Here is an 18,523-nt window from a genome sequence, read left to right as displayed (position 1 = left end):
TAACGAGACGCAGCGTCGTCTTCATCCCATACGGCTCTCGCCCGACTGCACCAACGTCGGCTGATACGGCGCGATCAGCGCCAGGAAGGGCCTGCCATGTCACAACCTGATCCATCTGTGCCAAGAACACCTCGCGCCGCGTGCGCGCATGGTGTACTCCGCGCCTCCAAAGAAAGCTGCATCGCCATCTTCCGATTCGGCTCAGTGTGTCTTTTTTGCAAGCGTCTGATGGGAGTTGTAATTATTCAAGCCTTCCCGAGTCAACGTGATGCGGACACGCTTACACCAAACCGAAATGCATCGGTCCGCCTGGTGCGATCGCCGAGCTTTCGCACAGCCACTCGTTTGTGACATCGCTTTTTCGCATTCGAGATGCAGACAGCTCAGGCCTTCAGGAAAATAGGTCGTTAATCCGGTAGCAGTGGAATACACGGCGTTATATGCACATTTACGTTCTTGTCATCCCGATGGCTTGTCGCTCCGGATCGCTGGTGACTCACCACGGTCGATGAGTGCCGCCAGCTCAGGCACGCACAGTCAACACAGCCTCACCGCGGACTGATAGCAATCTTCCATGTGATACCCGCAGAGTCGATCGATATGTCGTCGGTAACGCGCGGCCATGCTTTTCATAGGCCCTATTCCATTCGTCCATCAGCACTTCGCCTAGTCAACAAGCTCCGATGGCTCCGAGCATGCATTCGGCGGCGTCGCCGGTTTCTGTCCTGCACTTGAGAGATACATCCATGCGCACCAAAGCCCAACTCCCATTGACTGCCATTCAACGGTTTCTTGCCCATGATGCAGCGTCAACGCAGCCCCCCTCTGCGTCGGCATCCACATCGCTCCACAAAAATGAGACCGCAGGCTTGCTGGCAGCCTTGCCAGCGCGAAACGCCAGGCAAGGAGCGCAGAGGAAGTCCGGCGAAAAAGAAGGCGCACGCCAAAACAACGGGGGCCGGGGCGGACAATGGGCATCTCGGGCGGCCAAGTACGCCCTGGGCATCGCCGGTGCTGGCTATGTTGCAGACAATTTCTTTCTGTCCACGACATCGCTGGTCGATGGCAAAGGCGGCTTTACCAGTAATGATCGTTTGGATAAAGGATGCGCAAAGGCCGAGACGTATTACGCCCGGTACCACAGTGCCACTGAGGAGGAGCGTGCATCCCATAGCCGCCCCTTTGTACCGATCAGAACGTGCGGTTCCAACCAGTTCGCCACCATGACCGATTACCGCGCGGCGACCAAGGTCTATGTCGGTCATCTTTTCGACAGCCAAGCCGCGCGGGAATCGCTTCTCACCAACTTCGCTTGCCTCAAGGGGGAGCGGATCAAGCGGGAGTGCATTACCAAGTATGCACCTGAGCAAATGCCAGCGGATCCGGACCTGAGCAAGAGCGAGCTGTACGACAGGAAAAACAAGTACTCGTTGGTTGGCGTGCCCAACGTCCAAACCGGAGCAAGTGGATATACCTCACGCTCGATCACCCGGCCCTTCATCAACCGCGGCATGCAGCACTTCAAACAGGCCTCACAGAGCGACAAGGCACTGTCCCTGAAGCAGTGCATGCAATCGTTTGAACGGGCACTGGAGGACACTGACAAGCTTGGCAAGCAAGCACAGCACGCCGCCGGCCAGGCAATATTGAATTTCCGGCAAGTCTATGCAGCCGACGAGCATTGGGGTCACCCGGAGAAAATCATCATGAAGACCCTGATCGCCAACGGACTGCTATCGCAAGAGCAAACCGACAGGATCGATGCGACCCTGATGTTCGAAGATCCCTCCATCAGTGTCCTGAAAAGAAATACCAGCATCGCCGGACCGTTACTGCAAAAGCTGGAAACGAAGATTCAGTCAAGACGTCTGCAGGATCAACCTGAAACGCTTGCAGACTTCATGAAAATGGCTAAGCAGAAGAACATGGAAGGCCTGCCGATCGCGCACTTCAAACTCAACGCAGAAGGCACCGGCTTTGAAGACTGCTCTGGCCTGGGCGACTCGTTCACTAGTGCAAATGCCGTTGCATGCATCAACCATGCACGCTTGATGAGCGGAGAGCCGCGCCTTTCGAAAGAGGATGTCGGTGTCGTGGTTGCCTGCCTCAATGCTGTATACGACGATGCCAGCAGCATCCGGCACTCGCTTCATGAAATCGCACGCGGATGCTTCGTGGGTGCCGGCTACACCACCGAAGACGCCGATGCATTCTATGAGCAGATTTGCAAGGATGCTGCACAGGCATTCTATGCAGGAAAGTCGATGACCAGCAGCGACTAGGGCGAGTTAATCGCCCCCCTGCCTTACCTCATCGCGCTGACGTGACTCAGCGCCGGGTGAGCATTCAACAAATTTGATCTGCGATTGAAGCGTTGCGCCGCAGCCTGGACCATGGCGCAACGCAGCGCGCTTACTTGGTCGCCGCCTGCGCGTTGTCGGTGGTGATCACGCCGCAGGCCAGGCGGCCGCCCGCGTTGCCGGTGGGCTGGGTTTTGTAGTCGTCTGCGTCGGCATGCACGATCACCGCGTGGCCGGCGATATCGAACTGGTCGGCCTTGCCCAGATTGACGTTGCTGGAGACCGGGCCGTCGATGGTGGCGTTACCCTGCGCGTCGGCGGTGATGTTGGGCATGTCGCCGCCGTGGTGCGGGTCGGCGCTGATATTGCCGTGATCGGACTGGGACGGGTTGAAATGGCCGCCGGCGCTGCTGCCGTCCGGTGCGCTGCAATCGCCCTTTTCGTGGATATGGAAGCCATGCTCGGTATTGGGCTTGAGGCCGCTGAGCTGGCCGGTGACGCGCAGCGCGCCGTCGACGGTCTTGAACGTCACCGTGCCTTTGACGTCATTGCCCTTGGTCGGCTTGAGCTCGGCGGTCGCGGTGGTGGTGGCTGCCGCTTCGGTGACCATGGAGGCGGCGTGTTCGCCACCGTGCGCCGCTGCGGCCGGCGTGCTGGCCTGCGGTGCGGGTGCCGGCTCGGCCGGCGCTGGTTCATCGCGCTTGCACGCAGTCAGCACCAGGGCGGTGGCCAGAAACAAGGTGGTCGGAACAATGCGCATGGAGTACTCCTGAAGAAAGGCCGCAACTGCAGCCGTTGATGCCCCGACTCAGGGCTGCGAAGGGGGCGTGCCCCATTGGGTGACGCGAATGACGCCACAGGCCAGGCGCGCACCGGCATTGCCGCTGGGCTGGCTGCGATAGTCGTCGGGGTCGGCATGCACGATCAGCGACTTGCCGATCACGTCGGTCGGGGCGCCATCGCCCAGACTGATGCCGGACAGAATCATGTCCAGATGCGCCACGCCTTCGGCGTCTGCACGCAGATTGTCCATGTCGCCCAGATGATGCGCGCCGCCACCGGCACGCCCGTGCGGCGAACCGGCCGGGTTGAAATGCGCGCCGGCGCTGCTGGCGTCGGCTGCGCTGCAATCGCCGCGTTCGTGCACATGGAATCCGGACACGGCGCCCGGACGCAAGCCGCCGATGGTGCCGGTGAGGCGAATGCCTTGCAGCGCCGGCACCAGCACTACCCGACCGCTGACCAGGCTGCCCGAGGCAGATGCCAGCGCCGCCTCGGCTTGCTGCACCGGGCGCGCAGGCACTACCCGCGCTGCTGGCGGCGGAGGCGCCTTGGGCGGCGGCGGCGTGCTGCTGCAGGCGGCCAGCGCCAGCGCGGTGAGGGCAACGATCGTGGGCGACCGGTAACGCATCGAGCAGTTCTCCTGATCAGGCTGGAAACCTATGCGGGTGCATGTTCACGTGTCATGAAATGCACTTGGGACAGCCCACGAGTTTACGGGCTAGGTGTCGCTGGCCGGAGATGCGCAAACGTGCTCGCACCGCCCCTGTCCCGCAGCCGGGAGAGGAACTCGACTGCAAAGCGCGATGCCCGCCCTGCCCGACCGTCTTGCCTTCTCCCGCGTGCGAGGGAAGCTGCTCGAAGGACGGATGGCGGCGTCGCGCGCCGCCTGACTCGAGGCAGTGGCGCGTGCGAGCAAACAACGAAGAGTTCATGCACGCGTGCCGCGATGCTCGTCAAGCTCGCCTGTTTCGCTGTGTGGCTCAAACACCTGCGCGTAGTCCGGCTTTTTGCAGGTGCCCCTCACGCCCTCTCACGCAGGTGGGAGAGGGCTCACCTCCGCGTGCGGGCTGATCAGCGGCGCTTGCGGCCCGGCCCCAGCTTGCGGGTGACGGTGTTGCGGCCCAGTCCCAGGCGGGCGGCGGCTTCGGCACGGCGGCCCTGGGTGAGTTGCAGCGCCGCTTCCAGCAAGGTTCTGTCCAGGCGCTCGCGCGCTTCGGCGTGCAGGCCCTGGGCACCTTCGCTCAGGCGTTGCGCGGCCCAGCTGGAAAGCATGTCGTCCCACTGCCCGTCGCTGCGACCGCTGCGGTGACGACGGCCGCCGCGCGCCAGTGCGGCGTCCACGTCGACCACGTCGATGATGTCCGACGTCGCCAGCGCCGCCAGGCGCCAGCACACGTTTTCCAGTTCGCGCACATTGCCCGGCCAGTCGTACTGGCGCAGGTCTTCCAGCGCGGCCGACGAGAGCCGCTTGGGCAGCATGTCGAGCTTGCGCCCGGCCATGGCCAGGAAATTTTCGGCCAGTTGCGCGATGTCGCCGCGCCGTTCGCGCAGCGGCGGCAATTGCAGGCGCACCACATCCAGGCGGTGCAGCAGATCGGCGCGGAAGCGGCCTTGTTCGACCAGCGCTTCCAGGTCCTGGTGGGTGGCGGCGATCACGCGCACATCGACGCGGATCAATTCGCGCCCACCGACGCGGAAGAATTCGTTCTCTGCCAACACGCGCAGCAGCCGGGTCTGCAGCGGCAATGGCATGTCGCCGATTTCGTCCAGAAACAGCGTGCCGCCATCGGCCTGTTCGAAGCGGCCGATATGCCGTTTGGTCGCCCCGGTAAACGCGCCGGTTTCGTGGCCGAACAACTCGCTTTCCAGCAATTCGGCCGGGATGGCGGCGGTGTTGAGCGCGACGAAGGGTTTGCGCGCACGCGGGGATTCGTTGTGCAGCGCGCGCGCCACCAACTCCTTGCCGGTACCGGTTTCGCCATTGATCAGCACCGACAGCGGCGCCTGCGCCAGGCGGCCGATCGCGCGGAACAAGGCCTGCATCGCGGGCGTGTCGCCGATCAACGAGGCCGAGCCTTCGGCCAGCCGCGTGGCGAGGATCTCTTCGACGCCGGCATCGGCGTCCGGCAATGCGCGCGCGGCCAGTGCCACCGCATCGTCCAGGTCGAACGGCTTGGACAGGAACTCGTGCGCGCCGCCGCGAAAGGCGCCAGCGGTGCTGGCAACATCGGTGTAGGCCGACATCACGATCACCGGCAACTGCGGGTGCTTGGATTTGAGTTTGTCGAGCAGGGTCAGGCCGTCTTCGCCGGGCATGCGCACGTCGGTGAACAGCAGATCCGGCGTGGGCCGCATGGCCAGCGCCTGCAGCGCGGCCGCGGCGCTGTCGAAGCCGTCCACGGCGTAGCCTGCATCGCGCAAGGCGGTGGACAGCACGAACCGGACCGACCGGTCGTCGTCGACCACCCAGATGTGGGATACGCCGGCGGCCTCAGCCATGTGGATGCTCCTTGTCGTGATCGCCGGCCAGCTCGGGCAGCAGCAGGGTGAAAACGGTATGGCCCGGACGCGAGCGATAGGTCAGCGTGCCGTGGTGTTCGCGCGAGACCTGCTGGGCCAGCGCCAGGCCCAGCCCGCTGCCTTCGGCACGGCCGCTGACCAATGGCAGAAACAGGTGCTCGGCCAGTTCTTCCGGCACGCCGCCGCCGTCGTCGATGATCTCCAGCCGCAGCGACATCGCATGCACGCGGTCGCGGATGCGCTGGCCGTGCTCCACGCGGGTGCGCAGCGTCACGCGCGTGGCGCCGGCCTGGAAGGCGTTGCGCACCAGGTTCCAGACCGCCTGGGTCAAACGGTCGCCATCGCCCAGAATGTCCGGAATGCTGGGGTCGTAATCGCGCTGCACCTGCACCGACCAGCCGCCTTCGGCTTCGGCCAGGCGTAACACCCGTTCGAGCACCACATGAATGTTGAGGCGATCGTGCGGGCGCGCCGGAGTGGGCGAGAGCAGCCGTTCGAGCAGGGTGTTGAGGCGCTCGATCTCGGTGCCGATCAGCTCGATCAGTTCGCGTTCGTCTTCATCGCGCCCGGCCGCGCGGCGCGCCAGCAACTGCGCGGCGCCCTTGAGCCCGGCCAGCGGGTTACGCAGCTCGTGCGCCAGCCCCTTGAGCGCAGCGCTCAAGGCGTTGGGCAGGGCGTGGGTGGGATCGAGCGCGGGGAATTCGTCGACCGGGTGGGTTTCCAGCAGCCAGCCGCCATCGTCCAGCCGCGACAGCCAGCCCTCGGCAAAGCGCGGCGCGTCGTTGGGCAGGCCCAGCGCCAGCCGGTGCAGACGCAAGACGTCGCGCTCGTCGTTGAGCAGAAAGCGCGCCAGCGCGTCGCCCTGCACTTCCAGCGCGGCCAGGGGCTGTTCGACCAACCGCCGTGCGCTGACCCCGAGCCAGCGGGCAAACGCCGGGTTAACCCCCAGCACGCGGCCCTCGCGGTCGGCCCAGGCGACCGGTGTGCCCAGGCTGTCCAGCGATGGCATGGAAGAGGACGTCACCATTGCACCAATTTAGTGCAAACGGCAGCGCCATGCATCGATGTCGCGCAAAGCGAAGCGTACGGAGACACCATGTAGGCCGGACGGAGGCGGGTCGCACCGATCCAGCGTGCATCCGCGCCGGCAGTCATGGGCGTGGGGCTGGTCATGCAGGCACCTCGGCAGTGGTTCCGCGCCCAACGGGCGGCGGGAAAAAACGGACCCGGCTGGGCGATCCCGGCCGGGTCGTGGCGCCACCCGCGGCAGCGCGGCCGCGGGTGTGCATGCTCAGGACTCGTACGCGGCTTCGCCGTGCGAGGTGATGTCCAGGCCCTCGCGCTCGGCTTCTTCGCTGACGCGCAGGCCGAACACCAGCTTGGCGACCAGAAAGCCCACCACCGACACCACGCCGATCCAGCCGACCGTGATCCCGACGCCCAGCGCCTGGATGCCGACCTGGTGGACGATGTCGTAATCGCCGCCCTTCTGGCCGCCCAACGAGGCCGCCGAGAACACGCCAGTGAGGATGGCGCCGATGATGCCGCCCAGGCCATGCACGCCGAACACGTCCAGGCTGTCGTCGGCACCGAGCAGGCGCTTCAGACCGGTGACGCCCCACACGCACAGCACGCCGGCGGCAAGACCAATCACGATCGCACCGAACGGACCCACGGTGCCGCAGGCCGGAGTGATACCGACCAGGCCGGCGACCATGCCCGAGGCCACGCCCAGCGCGGACGACTTGCCCTTGATGATCTTCTCGGTCAGCGACCAGCCCAGGATGGCGGCGGCGGTGGCCAGCAAGGTGTTGAGGAAGGCCAGCGCCGCACCGGCATTGGCTTCCAGGTTGGAACCGGCGTTGAAGCCGAACCAGCCCACCCACAGCAGCGAGGCGCCGACGAAGGTCAGGGTCACGTTGTGCGGCTTGATCGCCTCACGCCCCAACCCGGCGCGCTTGCCGACGAAATAGGCGCCGACCAGGCCGGCAACACCGGCATTGATATGCACCACGGTGCCGCCGGCAAAATCCAGCGCGCCCAGTCCGAACAGGTACCCGCCGGTGGCCCAGACCATGTGCGCCAGCGGCAGGTAGCCGAAGGTGAACCAGATCACCGAGAACAGCAGTACCGCGGCGAACTTGGCGCGTTCGGCAAAGGCGCCCACGATCAGCGCACCGGTGATGCCGGCGAAGGTCGCCTGGAACGCGACGAACACGTATTCCGGCAGGCTCACGCCCTTGGTGAAGGTGGCCGCCAGGGTTTCGATGGTGACGCCCTTGAGCAGCGCCTTGTCCAGGTTGCCGATCCACGCGCCTTCGCCGGAGAACGCCAGGCTATAGCCATACAACACCCACAGGATGGTCAGCAGCGAAAAGACTGTGGCGACCTGGATCAGCACCGACAACACGTTCTTGGCGCGCACCATGCCGCCGTAGAACAGCGCCAGGCCCGGCACCACCATCATCAGCACCAGCAGGGTGGAGGTCAGCATCCAGGCGACATCGCCCTTTTCCACCACCGGTGCGGCTTCGGCGGCGGCGGCCGGCGGGGTGGCCGGCTGCGCCGACGGCAGCGGTTCGGTGGTGACCGGCTCGGTCGGCAGCGGGGTGACCTGCGGGGTGGACTGCGCATGCGCACTGCCCATGCCGCCCACCATCAGCGCGCTGAACAGCATCAGCATGCACACGCTGTAGAACCGGGCTTTCCACCCGGCAAAAAGAGCTGTCTTCATACGAACTCCGGGGCTGGTGGGGTCAGAGCGCATCGGCGCCGATCTCGCCGGTGCGGATGCGCACCACCTGCTCGATCGCGGTGACGAAGATCTTGCCGTCGCCGATCTTGCCGGTGCCGGCGGCGTTCTGGATCGCTTCGACCACCGCGTCCAGACGGTCGTCGGTGACCACCGTTTCGATCTTGATCTTGGGCAGGAAGTCGACGACGTACTCGGCGCCGCGGTACAGCTCGGTGTGGCCTTTCTGGCGCCCGAAGCCCTTGACCTCGGTCACGGTGATGCCCGACACGCCAGCTGCAGACAAGGCCTCGCGGACCTCGTCGAGCTTGAACGGCCGGATGATGGCGGTGATCAATTTCATGCGCATACCCCGAATGGTGGAAAGAACCGGCCGGCATTGCGCCGCCCGGCGGTGTCAGTCACCTGGATGCCTACCCCGGCATCCGATCGTTCGCGATTGCGCGGACCCCAGCAGATGCCATGCATCCGCCTCGTGGGAGAGGTCAGGCCCGCGCGCCGCGAACGATGTGTTCTCTCGTTACCCCTGCGATCCACGGCCGGAGCCCTGGATCGATCGAACATGTGCGGCGATGGCGGAGGTGGGAGGGGGGCCTCCGCCATCACCGCGGTGGAACTCAGTTGCCGTAGTACAGCTGGTACTCCAACGGGTGGGTCGCAGCGCGGAACTTGGTGACTTCCTGCATCTTCAGCGCGATATAGCCGTCGATGAAGTCGTCGCTCATCACGCCGCCGGCCTTGAGGAACTCGCGGTCCTTGTCCAGCGCTTCCAGGGCCTGGTCCAGGCTGGAGCACACCTGCGGGATCAGCTTCTCTTCTTCCGGCGGCAGGTCGTACAGGTCCTTGTCGCTCGGGGCGCCCGGGTCGATCTGGTTCTTGATGCCGTCCAGGCCGGCCATCATCAGCGCGGTGAAGGTCAGGTAGCCGGACTGCAACGGATCGGGGAAACGCATTTCGATACGGCGCGCCTTCGGGTTGGTGACCCACGGAATGCGGCACGAGGCCGAACGGTTACGCGCCGAATAGGCCAGCATCACCGGCGCCTCGAAGCCCGGGACCAGGCGCTTGTAGCTGTTGGTGCCGGAGTTGGCGAAGGCGTTGATCGCGCGGGCATGCTTGAAGATGCCGCCGATGTACCACAGCGCCAGCTGCGACAGGCCGCCGTAGCCGTCGCCGGTGAACAGGTTGACGCCGCCCTTGGCCAGCGACTGGTGCACGTGCATGCCCGAGCCGTTGTCGCCCACGATGGGCTTGGGCATGAAGGTGGCGGTCTTGCCGTTGCGGTAGGCGACGTTCTTGATGATGTACTTCATCGTCAGCAGTTCGTCGGCCTTCTGCACCAGCGAGCTGAACTTGGTGCCGATCTCGCACTGGCCGGCGGTGGCCACTTCGTGGTGGTGCACTTCGGTTTCGATGCCGACCTGCTCCAGCGTCTTGATCATTTCCGCGCGCAGGTCGTGCAGGCTGTCGGTCGGCGGGACCGGGAAGTAGCCGCCCTTCACGCCCGGGCGGTAACCGCTGTTGCCGCCGTCGTATTTTTCGCCGGTGTTCCAGGCCGCCTCTTCCGAACCCACCTGGAAGAAGGTGTGGCCCATGTCGTTGGCAAAGCGCACCGAATCGAAGATGAAGAATTCCGGCTCCGGGCCGAAGAACGCCTGGTCGGCGGTGCCGGAGGATTTCAGATAGGCCTCGGCGCGCTTGGCGATGCCGCGCGGATCGCGCTCATAGCTCTGCATGGTGGCCGGGTCGAGGATGTCGCAGGTCAGCACGAGGGTCGGATCGGCGAAGAACGGATCCAGGTACGCGGTGCCCGCGTCCGGCAGCAACACCATGTCCGACTCGTTGATGCCCTTCCAGCCCGCGATCGAACTGCCGTCGAACATCTTGCCTTCTTCAAACAGCGCCGGCTCGATGATATTGACCGGGAAGGTGATGTGCTGCTGTACACCACGCATATCGACGAAGCGCAGGTCGACGAACTCGACCTTGTTGTCCTTGATCAGCTTTTCAACATTTTCCACGGACATCGGAAGAAACCTCAGCAGGAGTTAAGTGGCTCGTGGGCGGTACTACAGCAGGGACCGTGCCAAGCGATCGCGCTTCACAAGCCCTTGATTTTGCTGACATCGCTCGCGACCGTAGCACCTGTACCGCACCATCTAAGTGCAAAACGCAAAACCGAACGCACCAATGTGGTGCATGCCGCAATGCACTATCCTGGCGCCTCCCTCACCCCTGCCCAGTCCGATGTCCGATCTGATTTCCGCCCTGTTGTTGGGCATTCTCGAAGGCCTCACCGAATTTCTGCCGATCTCCAGCACCGGCCACCTGCTGATTGCCGAACAATGGCTCGGACGCCGTTCTGACTTCTTCAATATCGTCATCCAGGCCGGCGCGATCCTGGCCATCTGCCTGGCGCTGCGGCAGCGCCTGTGGGGCCTGGCCACCGGCCTGGGCGAGCGCGCCAACCGCGACTACGTGCTCAAGGTCGGCGTGGCCTTCCTGGTCACCGCGGTGGTCGGACTGGTCGTGCGCAAGGCCGGCTGGCAATTGCCCGAAACGCTCCAACCGGTCGCCTGGGCATTGTTGATCGGCGGGGTATGGATGCTGGTGGCCGAACACTTCGCCGGCAAGCTGCCCGAGCGCGATGTGGTGACCTGGAAGGTGGCCATTGCAGTGGGCCTGGCGCAGGTCGTGGCCGGTGTCTTTCCCGGTACGTCGCGCTCGGCCTCGACAATCTTCATCGCCATGCTGCTGGGCCTGAGCAAGCGCTCGGCAGCGGCGGATTTCGTGTTCATGGTGGGCATTCCGACCATGTTTGCGGCCAGCGGTTACGCGCTGCTGGAGATGTACAAGGAAGGCGGTTTCGGCACCGAAAACTGGACTGACGTGGCGGTGGCCTTCGTGGCGGCGACCATCACCGGCTTTGTGGTGGTCAAGTGGCTGCTGGGCTATATCAAGAAGCACCGGTTCACGGTGTTTGCGGTGTACCGCATGCTGCTGGGCGCCGCCCTGCTGCTGTGGCTGCCGGCGGCTGCGGGCTGACACCCGACCGCCCCTACCTGGCCTGCAGGTCGCGATGGTTGCGCCATGCGGGCCAGGCGCCAGGAACGCAAAGCGCCGCCCCCGAGAGATTGTGGACGGCACGCTGGGCACTGCAGCGGACCGGCGACAGCAGCCGATTCCGGGCAGCGCCCGCGCCCGCCTGGCAGTGCGCGCGGTCGTTGGTTGGCGCTCCGGGGCGTCCACGTCGTGACGCCGGTCATTGCCGCGGGCGCACGCTGGCGGTATCACTGACGCATCGATCACCGGGAGCTGCGCATGCGTGCCGTGTTCTTGGCCCCAGCATTGCTGGCGGCGGGCGTGACGGCCTGCGGGTCGGGTGCATCGCCGGAGCCGCCCGGCTCCAGCCACGCTGCTGCGCGGGCGCCGGTCGCCGCTCCCTCTGACACGGACAATGTCCCGTTACGCGCCGCCCTGCGCGCGCAGCACTGGCACCTGCAGCGGGCCAGCGATGCGCATGGCACGGCCTTGCGCAGCCTGTTCGTCGACGGCGTGCCGCCAGTGCAACTGGATTTCAGCGATCAGCGCATCCAGGTCAGCCAGACCTGCAACGCGCTGGGCGCCACCTACCGCGTGGCCGAGGCGCACGTGCAGATTGGCCGGGTGGTCTCGAGCAAGCGAATGTGCGCCGATGCACGCCGGATGGCGCAGGAGCGCGCGGCCAGCGACCTGTTGTCCGGGCGCTTCGCAGTGATCATGGACAACGCAGCAGCCGCGCCCCGCCTGACCCTGACCCGCAGCGACGGCACCGTGCTGATCTTCGGCGGCACGCCCACTGCGGACACCGGTTATGGCGGGCCGGGGCAGACGCTGTTGATCGAAGTCGCCGCAGAGACCATGCCCTGCGTTTCCGACCCCGCGCGGCGCTGCCTGCAAGTGCGCGAGCACGACCCGGACGCACCTGCCACCGTACAGGCCGCAACATCATGGCAGCCCTACGAGGGCACGATCGAGGGTTTCGACCATGAAGACGGCATACGCACCCTGCTACGCGTGACCCGCTACCCGGCCGGCAGCGAGCCTGGTACCAAACCGGTGTACGTGCTCGACCAGATGATCGAGGCCGGCAGCTAGCGCGGCTGCAGCATTGGGCCGCGCACCCTGCGACGCCGCTACCCGCATCAGAACCGGATGAGGACCTTGCCCACGTGTTGCGCCTTGGCGAAATAGTCCAAGGCCTGGGGCGCCTGGTCGAACCGGAACGTCTTGCTGTGCAGGGTTTTGATGCGGTGCTGCTCGATCGCCTGCAGCAGGTCCACGAACATCGCCCGGCTTCCGTTGGCGATCCCGCGAATGGTCACGTTCTTGCGGATCAACGCCACGTAGTCGGGAATCGGCGAGGCCGCGCCGGGGGTCACGCCGATCACCACGATGGTCGCATTCGCGGCCGCCACCTTGATCGACTGGCCCAAGGTGTCCTGCCCGCCCGTCTCGATGACGACGTCCGCGCCGCCGCCGGACAGCTGCATCACCGCCTCGGCCCAGTCGGGGTGGGTGCGGTAGTTGACGGTGATGTCGGCGCCCAGGCGGCGTGCGAGCTCGAGCTTGTCGTCGCTGGACGAGGTGATGGCGACGCGGGCACCGTGGAGCTTGGCCAGTTGGAGCGCAGCCATCGAGACGCCACCGGTTCCCAGGCACAGCACCAGGTCGCCGGCCTTGATCCTGGCCACTTCCACCAGGGCGTGCCAGGCGGTCACCGCGGCCGATGCCAGCGCAGCGACATCCTCGTCCTCCAGCGACGCAGGCACCTTGATCAGGGCACTGGCGGGCAGCGACACCTTTTCGGCCAGCCAGCCGTCGTGGGTCACGCCCAGGTCGTGGGCGAACATCTCGGCGCGGAACCTGCCATCCAGCCAGGTGGGAAAGTGCCCACAGACGACACGGTCGCCTGGCGCGACCTGGCTGACGCCTGCGCCGACGCAGGTCACGATGCCCACACCCTCGGCAACCGGAACGCGCGCGGGCGCAAGCTTGCCGCCGTAGGTGCCCTTCAGGATCTGCAGGTCGCGGTTGATCAAGCCCACCAGTCGCGGAGCGACGATGACCTCACCAGCCCCTGCAACTGGTTCGGGCATCTCGACCGCAACCAGGCTCTCGAGGCCGGTTTGATTGCCAATCTGGAATGCGTTCAAGGGGGATTGCCTGTGCTGCGACGCCGGCCGAACGTGGCTGGCGTCATGGGGGATGGAGCGAGCGCCGCCATCGGCGCGATCACTCAGCGCAGCGACGGGTTCAAGGTGTAGGTGCCGTGCAACGCCGCTTCGGCCAGCACATGCCCCTGCATCGCCGACAGCACGTCGGCGGCGGTGAAGCTGTTGGGCAGGCTGAGCTGGGCCACGTCCAGCGCGAACACGCGGAAGAAATACCGGTGCACGCGCAGGTCGTTGAACGGCGGGTACGGGCCGTCGTAGCCGCGGTAGTCGCCGGCCATGTCGGCATTGCCGGCGAACCACCGGGTGTAGGAATTCAGGCCCTGCCGGGCACCGGCCGGGCCGGCTGGCTGCTGCTTGCCCTTGACCACGAAGCCGTCGCTGCAGCTGCCTGCCGCAATCTCATGCACATCGGCGGGGATATCGGCCATGGCCCAATGCACGAAATCGGTGCGTGGCTGCTCGACGGGAATCTGCAGGTCGTCGCGGCCGACGGTGTCGGGCACGGTCGGCACGTCCGGGTCCAGGCACAGCAGCGCAAACGACTGCGTACCTGCCGGCGCCTCGCTCCAGGCCAGGTGCGGATTGCGGTTGGGCGCAAAGCCCTCCGGCGTGCCGGCGGCAAATTCCACCGCGATGGGCTTGCCGTTTTCGATGCTGTTGCTGGTCAGACGCATGGCGGATCTCCGAGGGAAGCGATACGGATCAGGGTGCCTGGGTCTGCGCCACAGCGGAAGACGCCGCCATGGAACCTTCTGATGCGCTCGGCCGGGTTTACCGCCGCGTACGTGCCGCGCCTGCACACGATGCGACGACGCGACTGCGGCCACGCCCACCTGCCGTGGGCGCGACCGCGTTGATGGCGCCTCAGTCCTGCGGGTAGCCGAAGCGCACCGCGATCAGGGTGAGCAGATCGAACTGCGCGCCGAGCACGCCGCGGTAATCGCGCCAGCGGCCGGAGGCCAACCGCGCCGGGCCACGCGGTTCGACCAGTGGGAAGCTCAGCCCGAACGCCTGTTCCAGGGCCGTCGAAATACCTTGCGGGTCGTTTTCGATCCCGTCCAGCCGAATGATGCGGTGGGGGTACAGGTCGCGCTCGTGCAGCGTGGCCAGCTGTTCCAGTGCGATCAGCAACCAGTCGGTGGCCTGCTGCGGCGATTGCAGCGCCAGGGGCGCCGACGCACCGGCCGAGAGCCAGTCCAGCAACATGTCGCGCGGGTCACGCAGCGCAATCGCCAGCCGGCCCTCGGGCAGGTGCGGGCGCAGCGCGGTCAGCAAGGTGTTGTCCCACCACAGCAACCAGTCGATGACATTGCCATCGTCGATGCCGCGGCGCGGCAGTTGCGCCTTCCAGCCTTCCACCAGCGCCGTCGGTGCCAGTTCGCCGGAGGCCAGCTGTTCGAGGGTGCGGTAGCTCTGCAGCGCATCCGACGGCGGCGTGGTGCCATAGCGGTCGCCGCGCACCAGCGGGGTGGCCGCGCCCATCACCGCGACCAGGCGTTCGACATGCGAGCCGGGCGTGCCCCACACGAACAGCGGGCGTGCGGTGACGGTGTCGGGAATGCTGCCCAGCGCAGGCCACTGCGTGGGCTGCTTGGCTGCCTGCGGCGGCAACGGCAACCGATGCTGGGCCTGTTCGCGGTGGAACTGCATCCAGGTACCCACGGCGGCATCGGGCTGGCCGGCGCGGTCCTGCACATTGCCCAACCATGGCCGCAGCACGGTCTGCTGCGGTGCAGGCAGCGATTCGATCAACGATTCGACGCAGGCGATCGCCGCCGGTGGGTCGCGTTGCAGCAAGGCTTCGACAATGCGCTGCTCGCCGCTGATGCGGCCCGGCTCCACCGCCACGATCTGACGCGCCACCATCTCCGCTGCGTCGGCCTGGCCCTGCATGTCGTGCACGCGCATCAGCGCTTCCAGGGCCGGCAGGTGTTCGGGCATGGCCAGCAGCCAGCGCTCGATCACGGCCTGCGCCTGCGGCCCACCGACCGGCTCGACCGCCAGGCGGGCCAGCCACAGGTCGTGCGCAGTGGCCGAGGTGGCCAGTGCCGCATCCAGGGTGTCGCGCGCATCGTCCACCGCGCCCAGCCGCTCCCAGGCGGTGAGCAGCGCGTGCAACGTGCGGCGGTCGGCCGGCCAGTGCGCCAGCGCCAGGCGCAGGTGCGCGGCGGCCTGGTCGGGACGCCCGGCCTGCAGCTCCATCTCGCCGGCCAGCCGGCGCATGGCCGGCAGATCGCCGCCGGGCTGCTCGAGCACGCCCTGCATCGCCGCCAGTGCATCGTCCAGGCGGCCCTGGCGTTGGGCCAGTTGCGCAATGAAGGCGCGCAGCGCGGTGCCGGGGGGATTGAGCTCGATCACGCGCTCGAAGGCACGCTCGGCGAACGCAAAATGCTCCTTCTGCAGATACGCAAAGCCCAGCGAAAACAGCACGCGTGCATCGTCGGGCAGCTGCTCGGCGGCGCGGGTCAGCAGCGCCAGCGCGCGGTCGCTGTGGCCCCGGCGCATTTCCACCACGCCATCGACCGCCAGCAATTGCGGGTGTTCCGGCGCCAGGCGCGCGGCGGTGCGGCTGAGCCGCTCGGCCTCGTCCAGATCGCCGCGGGCCACCGCCAGATGCGCCTGCATCACGTAGGCATTGAACTGATTCGGATCCAGCGCGGTACTGCGCGACAGCGCGGCATCGGCGGCGGACAGATCGCGCGTGGCCAGCAAGGCGCCGGCGCGCAGCAGGTGCAGGTCGGCATCTTCGGGCGTCAGCGTCAGCGCGGTATCGATGCTGTCCAGCGCTAGCGCCGGCTGCCCCTGCTGCTGCAGCGCAAGCGCCAGCCAGCGGTGGGCGGCGGCGTGATCGGGCGCGTTGGTGACCCACTCGCGGGCCAGCGCCACCGCATCGTCGGCCGCATTGCGGCGCAGGGCTTGAAGAATGGCGTCTTGCATGGCGGTGGCGGGTCCCGGACAAACCGCTATTGTAACGATGCGCGCTGCGGCGCCGAGCTACCGGGCAGCGGCCAGCCGCTCAGCCACCCAGCGTTCGGCAAAACCGTCGCCGCGGGCGTTTTCCAGAAAGCCGCAATGCCCGCCCCAGCGCGCGATTTCCAGCTGCGCATGCGCCGGCAACTGCCAAGCGGCGAAATCGGCGAACGGAATCACCGGGTCGTCTTCGGCCATCAGGATGTCGACCGGCACCTGCAGGTTGGCCAGGCGTTGGCCGGCAATCGAGTAGCTATCGAAATACGCTTCCAGCGAGCCGTGCCCGGTATGTTTCACCGCCAGCCAGGCCATCAGCCCGCGCATGTCCAGCGCCAGGGTGGCGTCGTCGTACCCGTGCTGCTCGGGGAACAGCTTGCGCTTGCGCAGCAGCGATTCGCGCCATTTACGGCGGAAGTACCAGTCGTAGAACTGCGGGCCCTTTTCCAGCTGGGTCATGGTGGCGGCCGGGTCCAGCAACGGGCACACCGCCGCCACGCGCGCCAGCGGCAGGCCGGCGGCGGGCGCACGCAGCGCCAGCCGCAGCGCGAAATTCCCGCCCAGCGAATACCCTGCAGCCAGCAACTGCGGCGCAGGAAAACGCCGCCACAGATCGCCGGCGGCATTGACCACTTCTTCGATGCGGTCGGAGTGGAACAGGTCCACATTGAGATGGTGGGTACCGCCGTGGTCGCGGAAGTTCAGCCGGAACACCTGGTAGCCCAGACCGAGCAGGCGCGCGGCGGTCAGGCGCATGTAATTGGAATCGGCGCTGCCCTCCCAGCCATGCAGCAACAGCACGGTGCCGCGTGGCGGTGCATCGCCGGGCGGGACGCTCATCCAGCCCTGCAGGCGCACACCGTCGCCGCCATCGAGGATGTGTTCGCTGGTGACCGCGCCGCTGGCGGCCAGCAACTGGCGGCTGCGGATGCGCCGCAAGGCACTGCTGCCCAGCACCGATTGCACGTGCGGGTTGCGCAGCCAGCGCGGCGGCAAGTAATCGGAGGCATTCATGCGCGCATCGCACCGGCGTTGCGGCTGGCCGCAGGGGAGAGGCGCGTGCGCATCGTCGGCTAGGACTCCATCGCTGCGACGATGCGCTGGCGCGAGGTCTCGGCCATGCGACGGCGGCCTTCGATGTCCAGCGCGCGAATCGGCTCGAGAAAATGCACTTCGGCCAGCCGCGACGGCTCGCCCAGCAGGCGCACGATATTGGCGAAGAAACTCTCGCGCTCGCCGAAGGCCACCACCGCCTGTGCATTGCCGCGCAGCCCGTAACGCAGCGCCACCGGCTGTACCGGCACGCCGGCTTCCACCGCTGCCTGGAAGATGCGCGCATGGAACGGGCCCACTTCGGTACCGCCACGGGTACGCCCTTCCGGAAAGACCCCCACCGGCTTGCCGCTTTGCAGGCGCAACAGCATTTCCTGCAGCACCCCGCCCAGCGATTCGGTATTGCCGCGCTGGTGGAAGATGGTCTGGCCCTTGGTCGCCAGCCAGCCCACCAGCGGCCAGCCGGCGATTTCGCGCTTGGCCACAAACCCCATCACCCGCTGGCTGTGCAGGATGGAGATATCCACCCAGCTGACGTGGTTGGCCACGAACAGGGTCGCGCCCGGTAGCGGCGTCCCGAAGCGGCGCAGCCGAAAGCCGAACACCCGCATCAAGGTGCCCTGCCACCAGCGGATCATCCGCTCCTCCAGGGTGTCGTCGTGCCCGATGCGGATCCGCGCCAGCGCCGGTACCACCACGCACAGCATGGTGACCGGCAGGCCCAGGCACAGATGCAGCAACAACAGTGGCACCCGGTAGAGGTACCGGAACCAACGCAACGCGCCGCCAGCGTCGCGCGTGGCGTCCAGGGATGACTCGCTCATTCGACGAACGGAACCGGTAACGGGGGAAGGAGGCGCGACCATTGTGACAGCAGCGTGGCCGCCGCGCAGTGCCGGCAGCGGATGACGCTGTTCCATGCATGCCGCTGC

General features: G+C 66.5%; 15 protein-coding genes. 3 read left to right on the top strand and 12 right to left on the bottom strand.

Annotated features, from left to right (window positions below; genetic code table 11):
* Positions 1 to 1,040: 1,040 nt before the first annotated feature.
* Positions 1,041 to 2,282 carry a XopAG/AvrGf1 family type III secretion system effector gene (xopAG, locus tag FLG15_RS00440; RefSeq protein WP_209028916.1) on the top strand — a complete coding sequence of 414 codons (1,242 nt, stop codon included), beginning with the start codon at positions 1,041 to 1,043 and terminating at the stop codon, positions 2,280 to 2,282.
* A gap of 130 nt (positions 2,283 to 2,412) precedes the next feature.
* On the opposite strand, the gene FLG15_RS00435 is transcribed toward xopAG, so the two are convergent.
* The 7 genes from FLG15_RS00435 to glnA form a co-directional block, all read right to left on the bottom strand.
* The gene (locus FLG15_RS00435) at positions 2,413 to 3,060 is read right to left on the bottom strand and encodes a superoxide dismutase family protein (RefSeq protein ID WP_057659324.1); all 648 of its coding nucleotides are present in this window, start codon (positions 3,058 to 3,060) and stop codon (positions 2,413 to 2,415) included.
* 48 nt (positions 3,061 to 3,108) lie between these two features.
* Positions 3,109 to 3,711 (bottom strand): superoxide dismutase family protein, encoded by a 603-nt coding sequence (locus FLG15_RS00430; protein WP_057659326.1) that lies wholly within the window; start codon positions 3,709 to 3,711, stop codon positions 3,109 to 3,111.
* A 443-nt stretch (positions 3,712 to 4,154) separates the two neighbouring features.
* A complete protein-coding gene (gene ntrC / locus FLG15_RS00425; protein WP_017157343.1) occupies positions 4,155 to 5,582 on the bottom strand; it encodes a nitrogen regulation protein NR(I) in 1,428 nt (475 codons plus the stop codon).
* The gene (locus FLG15_RS00420) at positions 5,575 to 6,630 is read right to left on the bottom strand and encodes a two-component system sensor histidine kinase NtrB (RefSeq protein WP_016850649.1); all 1,056 of its coding nucleotides are present in this window, start codon (positions 6,628 to 6,630) and stop codon (positions 5,575 to 5,577) included. Before FLG15_RS00420 ends, ntrC begins: the two co-directional genes overlap by 8 nt.
* A 264-nt stretch (positions 6,631 to 6,894) precedes the next feature.
* The gene (locus FLG15_RS00415; protein ID WP_017157344.1) at positions 6,895 to 8,337 is read right to left on the bottom strand and encodes an ammonium transporter; all 1,443 of its coding nucleotides are present in this window, start codon (positions 8,335 to 8,337) and stop codon (positions 6,895 to 6,897) included.
* 22 nt (positions 8,338 to 8,359) lie between these two features.
* Positions 8,360 to 8,698 (bottom strand): P-II family nitrogen regulator, encoded by a 339-nt coding sequence (locus FLG15_RS00410; RefSeq protein ID WP_002808480.1) that lies wholly within the window; start codon positions 8,696 to 8,698, stop codon positions 8,360 to 8,362.
* Positions 8,699 to 8,972: 274 nt separating this feature from the next.
* A complete protein-coding gene (gene glnA / locus FLG15_RS00405) occupies positions 8,973 to 10,382 on the bottom strand; it encodes a type I glutamate--ammonia ligase (protein WP_017157345.1) in 1,410 nt (469 codons plus the stop codon).
* Positions 10,383 to 10,602: 220 nt separating this feature from the next.
* On the opposite strand from glnA, the gene FLG15_RS00395 reads away from it, so the two are divergent.
* Together FLG15_RS00395 and FLG15_RS00390 are read left to right on the top strand one after the other, a co-directional pair.
* Entirely contained in the window at positions 10,603 to 11,400 is a 798-nt protein-coding gene (locus tag FLG15_RS00395) for an undecaprenyl-diphosphate phosphatase (RefSeq protein ID WP_017157346.1), read from the top strand.
* Between the two features lie 276 nt (positions 11,401 to 11,676).
* The gene (locus FLG15_RS00390; RefSeq protein ID WP_057659333.1) at positions 11,677 to 12,492 is read left to right on the top strand and encodes an META domain-containing protein; all 816 of its coding nucleotides are present in this window, start codon (positions 11,677 to 11,679) and stop codon (positions 12,490 to 12,492) included.
* 47 nt (positions 12,493 to 12,539) lie between these two features.
* Here the strand turns inward: FLG15_RS00390 and FLG15_RS00385 are convergent, their stop codons facing one another.
* From FLG15_RS00385 to FLG15_RS00365, 5 genes are all read right to left on the bottom strand, one after another.
* Positions 12,540 to 13,550 carry a zinc-dependent alcohol dehydrogenase family protein gene (locus tag FLG15_RS00385; RefSeq protein WP_057687044.1) on the bottom strand — a complete coding sequence of 337 codons (1,011 nt, stop codon included), beginning with the start codon at positions 13,548 to 13,550 and terminating at the stop codon, positions 12,540 to 12,542.
* 83 nt (positions 13,551 to 13,633) lie between these two features.
* The gene (locus tag FLG15_RS00380) at positions 13,634 to 14,245 is read right to left on the bottom strand and encodes a YbhB/YbcL family Raf kinase inhibitor-like protein (protein ID WP_057680070.1); all 612 of its coding nucleotides are present in this window, start codon (positions 14,243 to 14,245) and stop codon (positions 13,634 to 13,636) included.
* Between the two features lie 190 nt (positions 14,246 to 14,435).
* Positions 14,436 to 16,508 (bottom strand): tetratricopeptide repeat protein, encoded by a 2,073-nt coding sequence (locus tag FLG15_RS00375; RefSeq protein WP_057680069.1) that lies wholly within the window; start codon positions 16,506 to 16,508, stop codon positions 14,436 to 14,438.
* A gap of 57 nt (positions 16,509 to 16,565) precedes the next feature.
* Positions 16,566 to 17,552 (bottom strand): YheT family hydrolase, encoded by a 987-nt coding sequence (locus FLG15_RS00370; RefSeq protein ID WP_017157351.1) that lies wholly within the window; start codon positions 17,550 to 17,552, stop codon positions 16,566 to 16,568.
* Between the two features lie 59 nt (positions 17,553 to 17,611).
* Positions 17,612 to 18,511: a lysophospholipid acyltransferase family protein gene (locus tag FLG15_RS00365; protein WP_007968095.1), complete on the bottom strand. Its 900-nt coding sequence runs from the start codon at positions 18,509 to 18,511 to the stop codon at positions 17,612 to 17,614.
* Positions 18,512 to 18,523: the final 12 nt, after the last annotated feature.

Source organism: Xanthomonas phaseoli pv. dieffenbachiae (genome assembly GCF_008639345.1).
Taxonomy (GTDB): domain Bacteria; phylum Pseudomonadota; class Gammaproteobacteria; order Xanthomonadales; family Xanthomonadaceae; genus Xanthomonas; species Xanthomonas phaseoli.
Note: the sequence above shows the minus strand (reverse complement) of the source record. Positions and strands in the feature narration are given on the sequence as shown.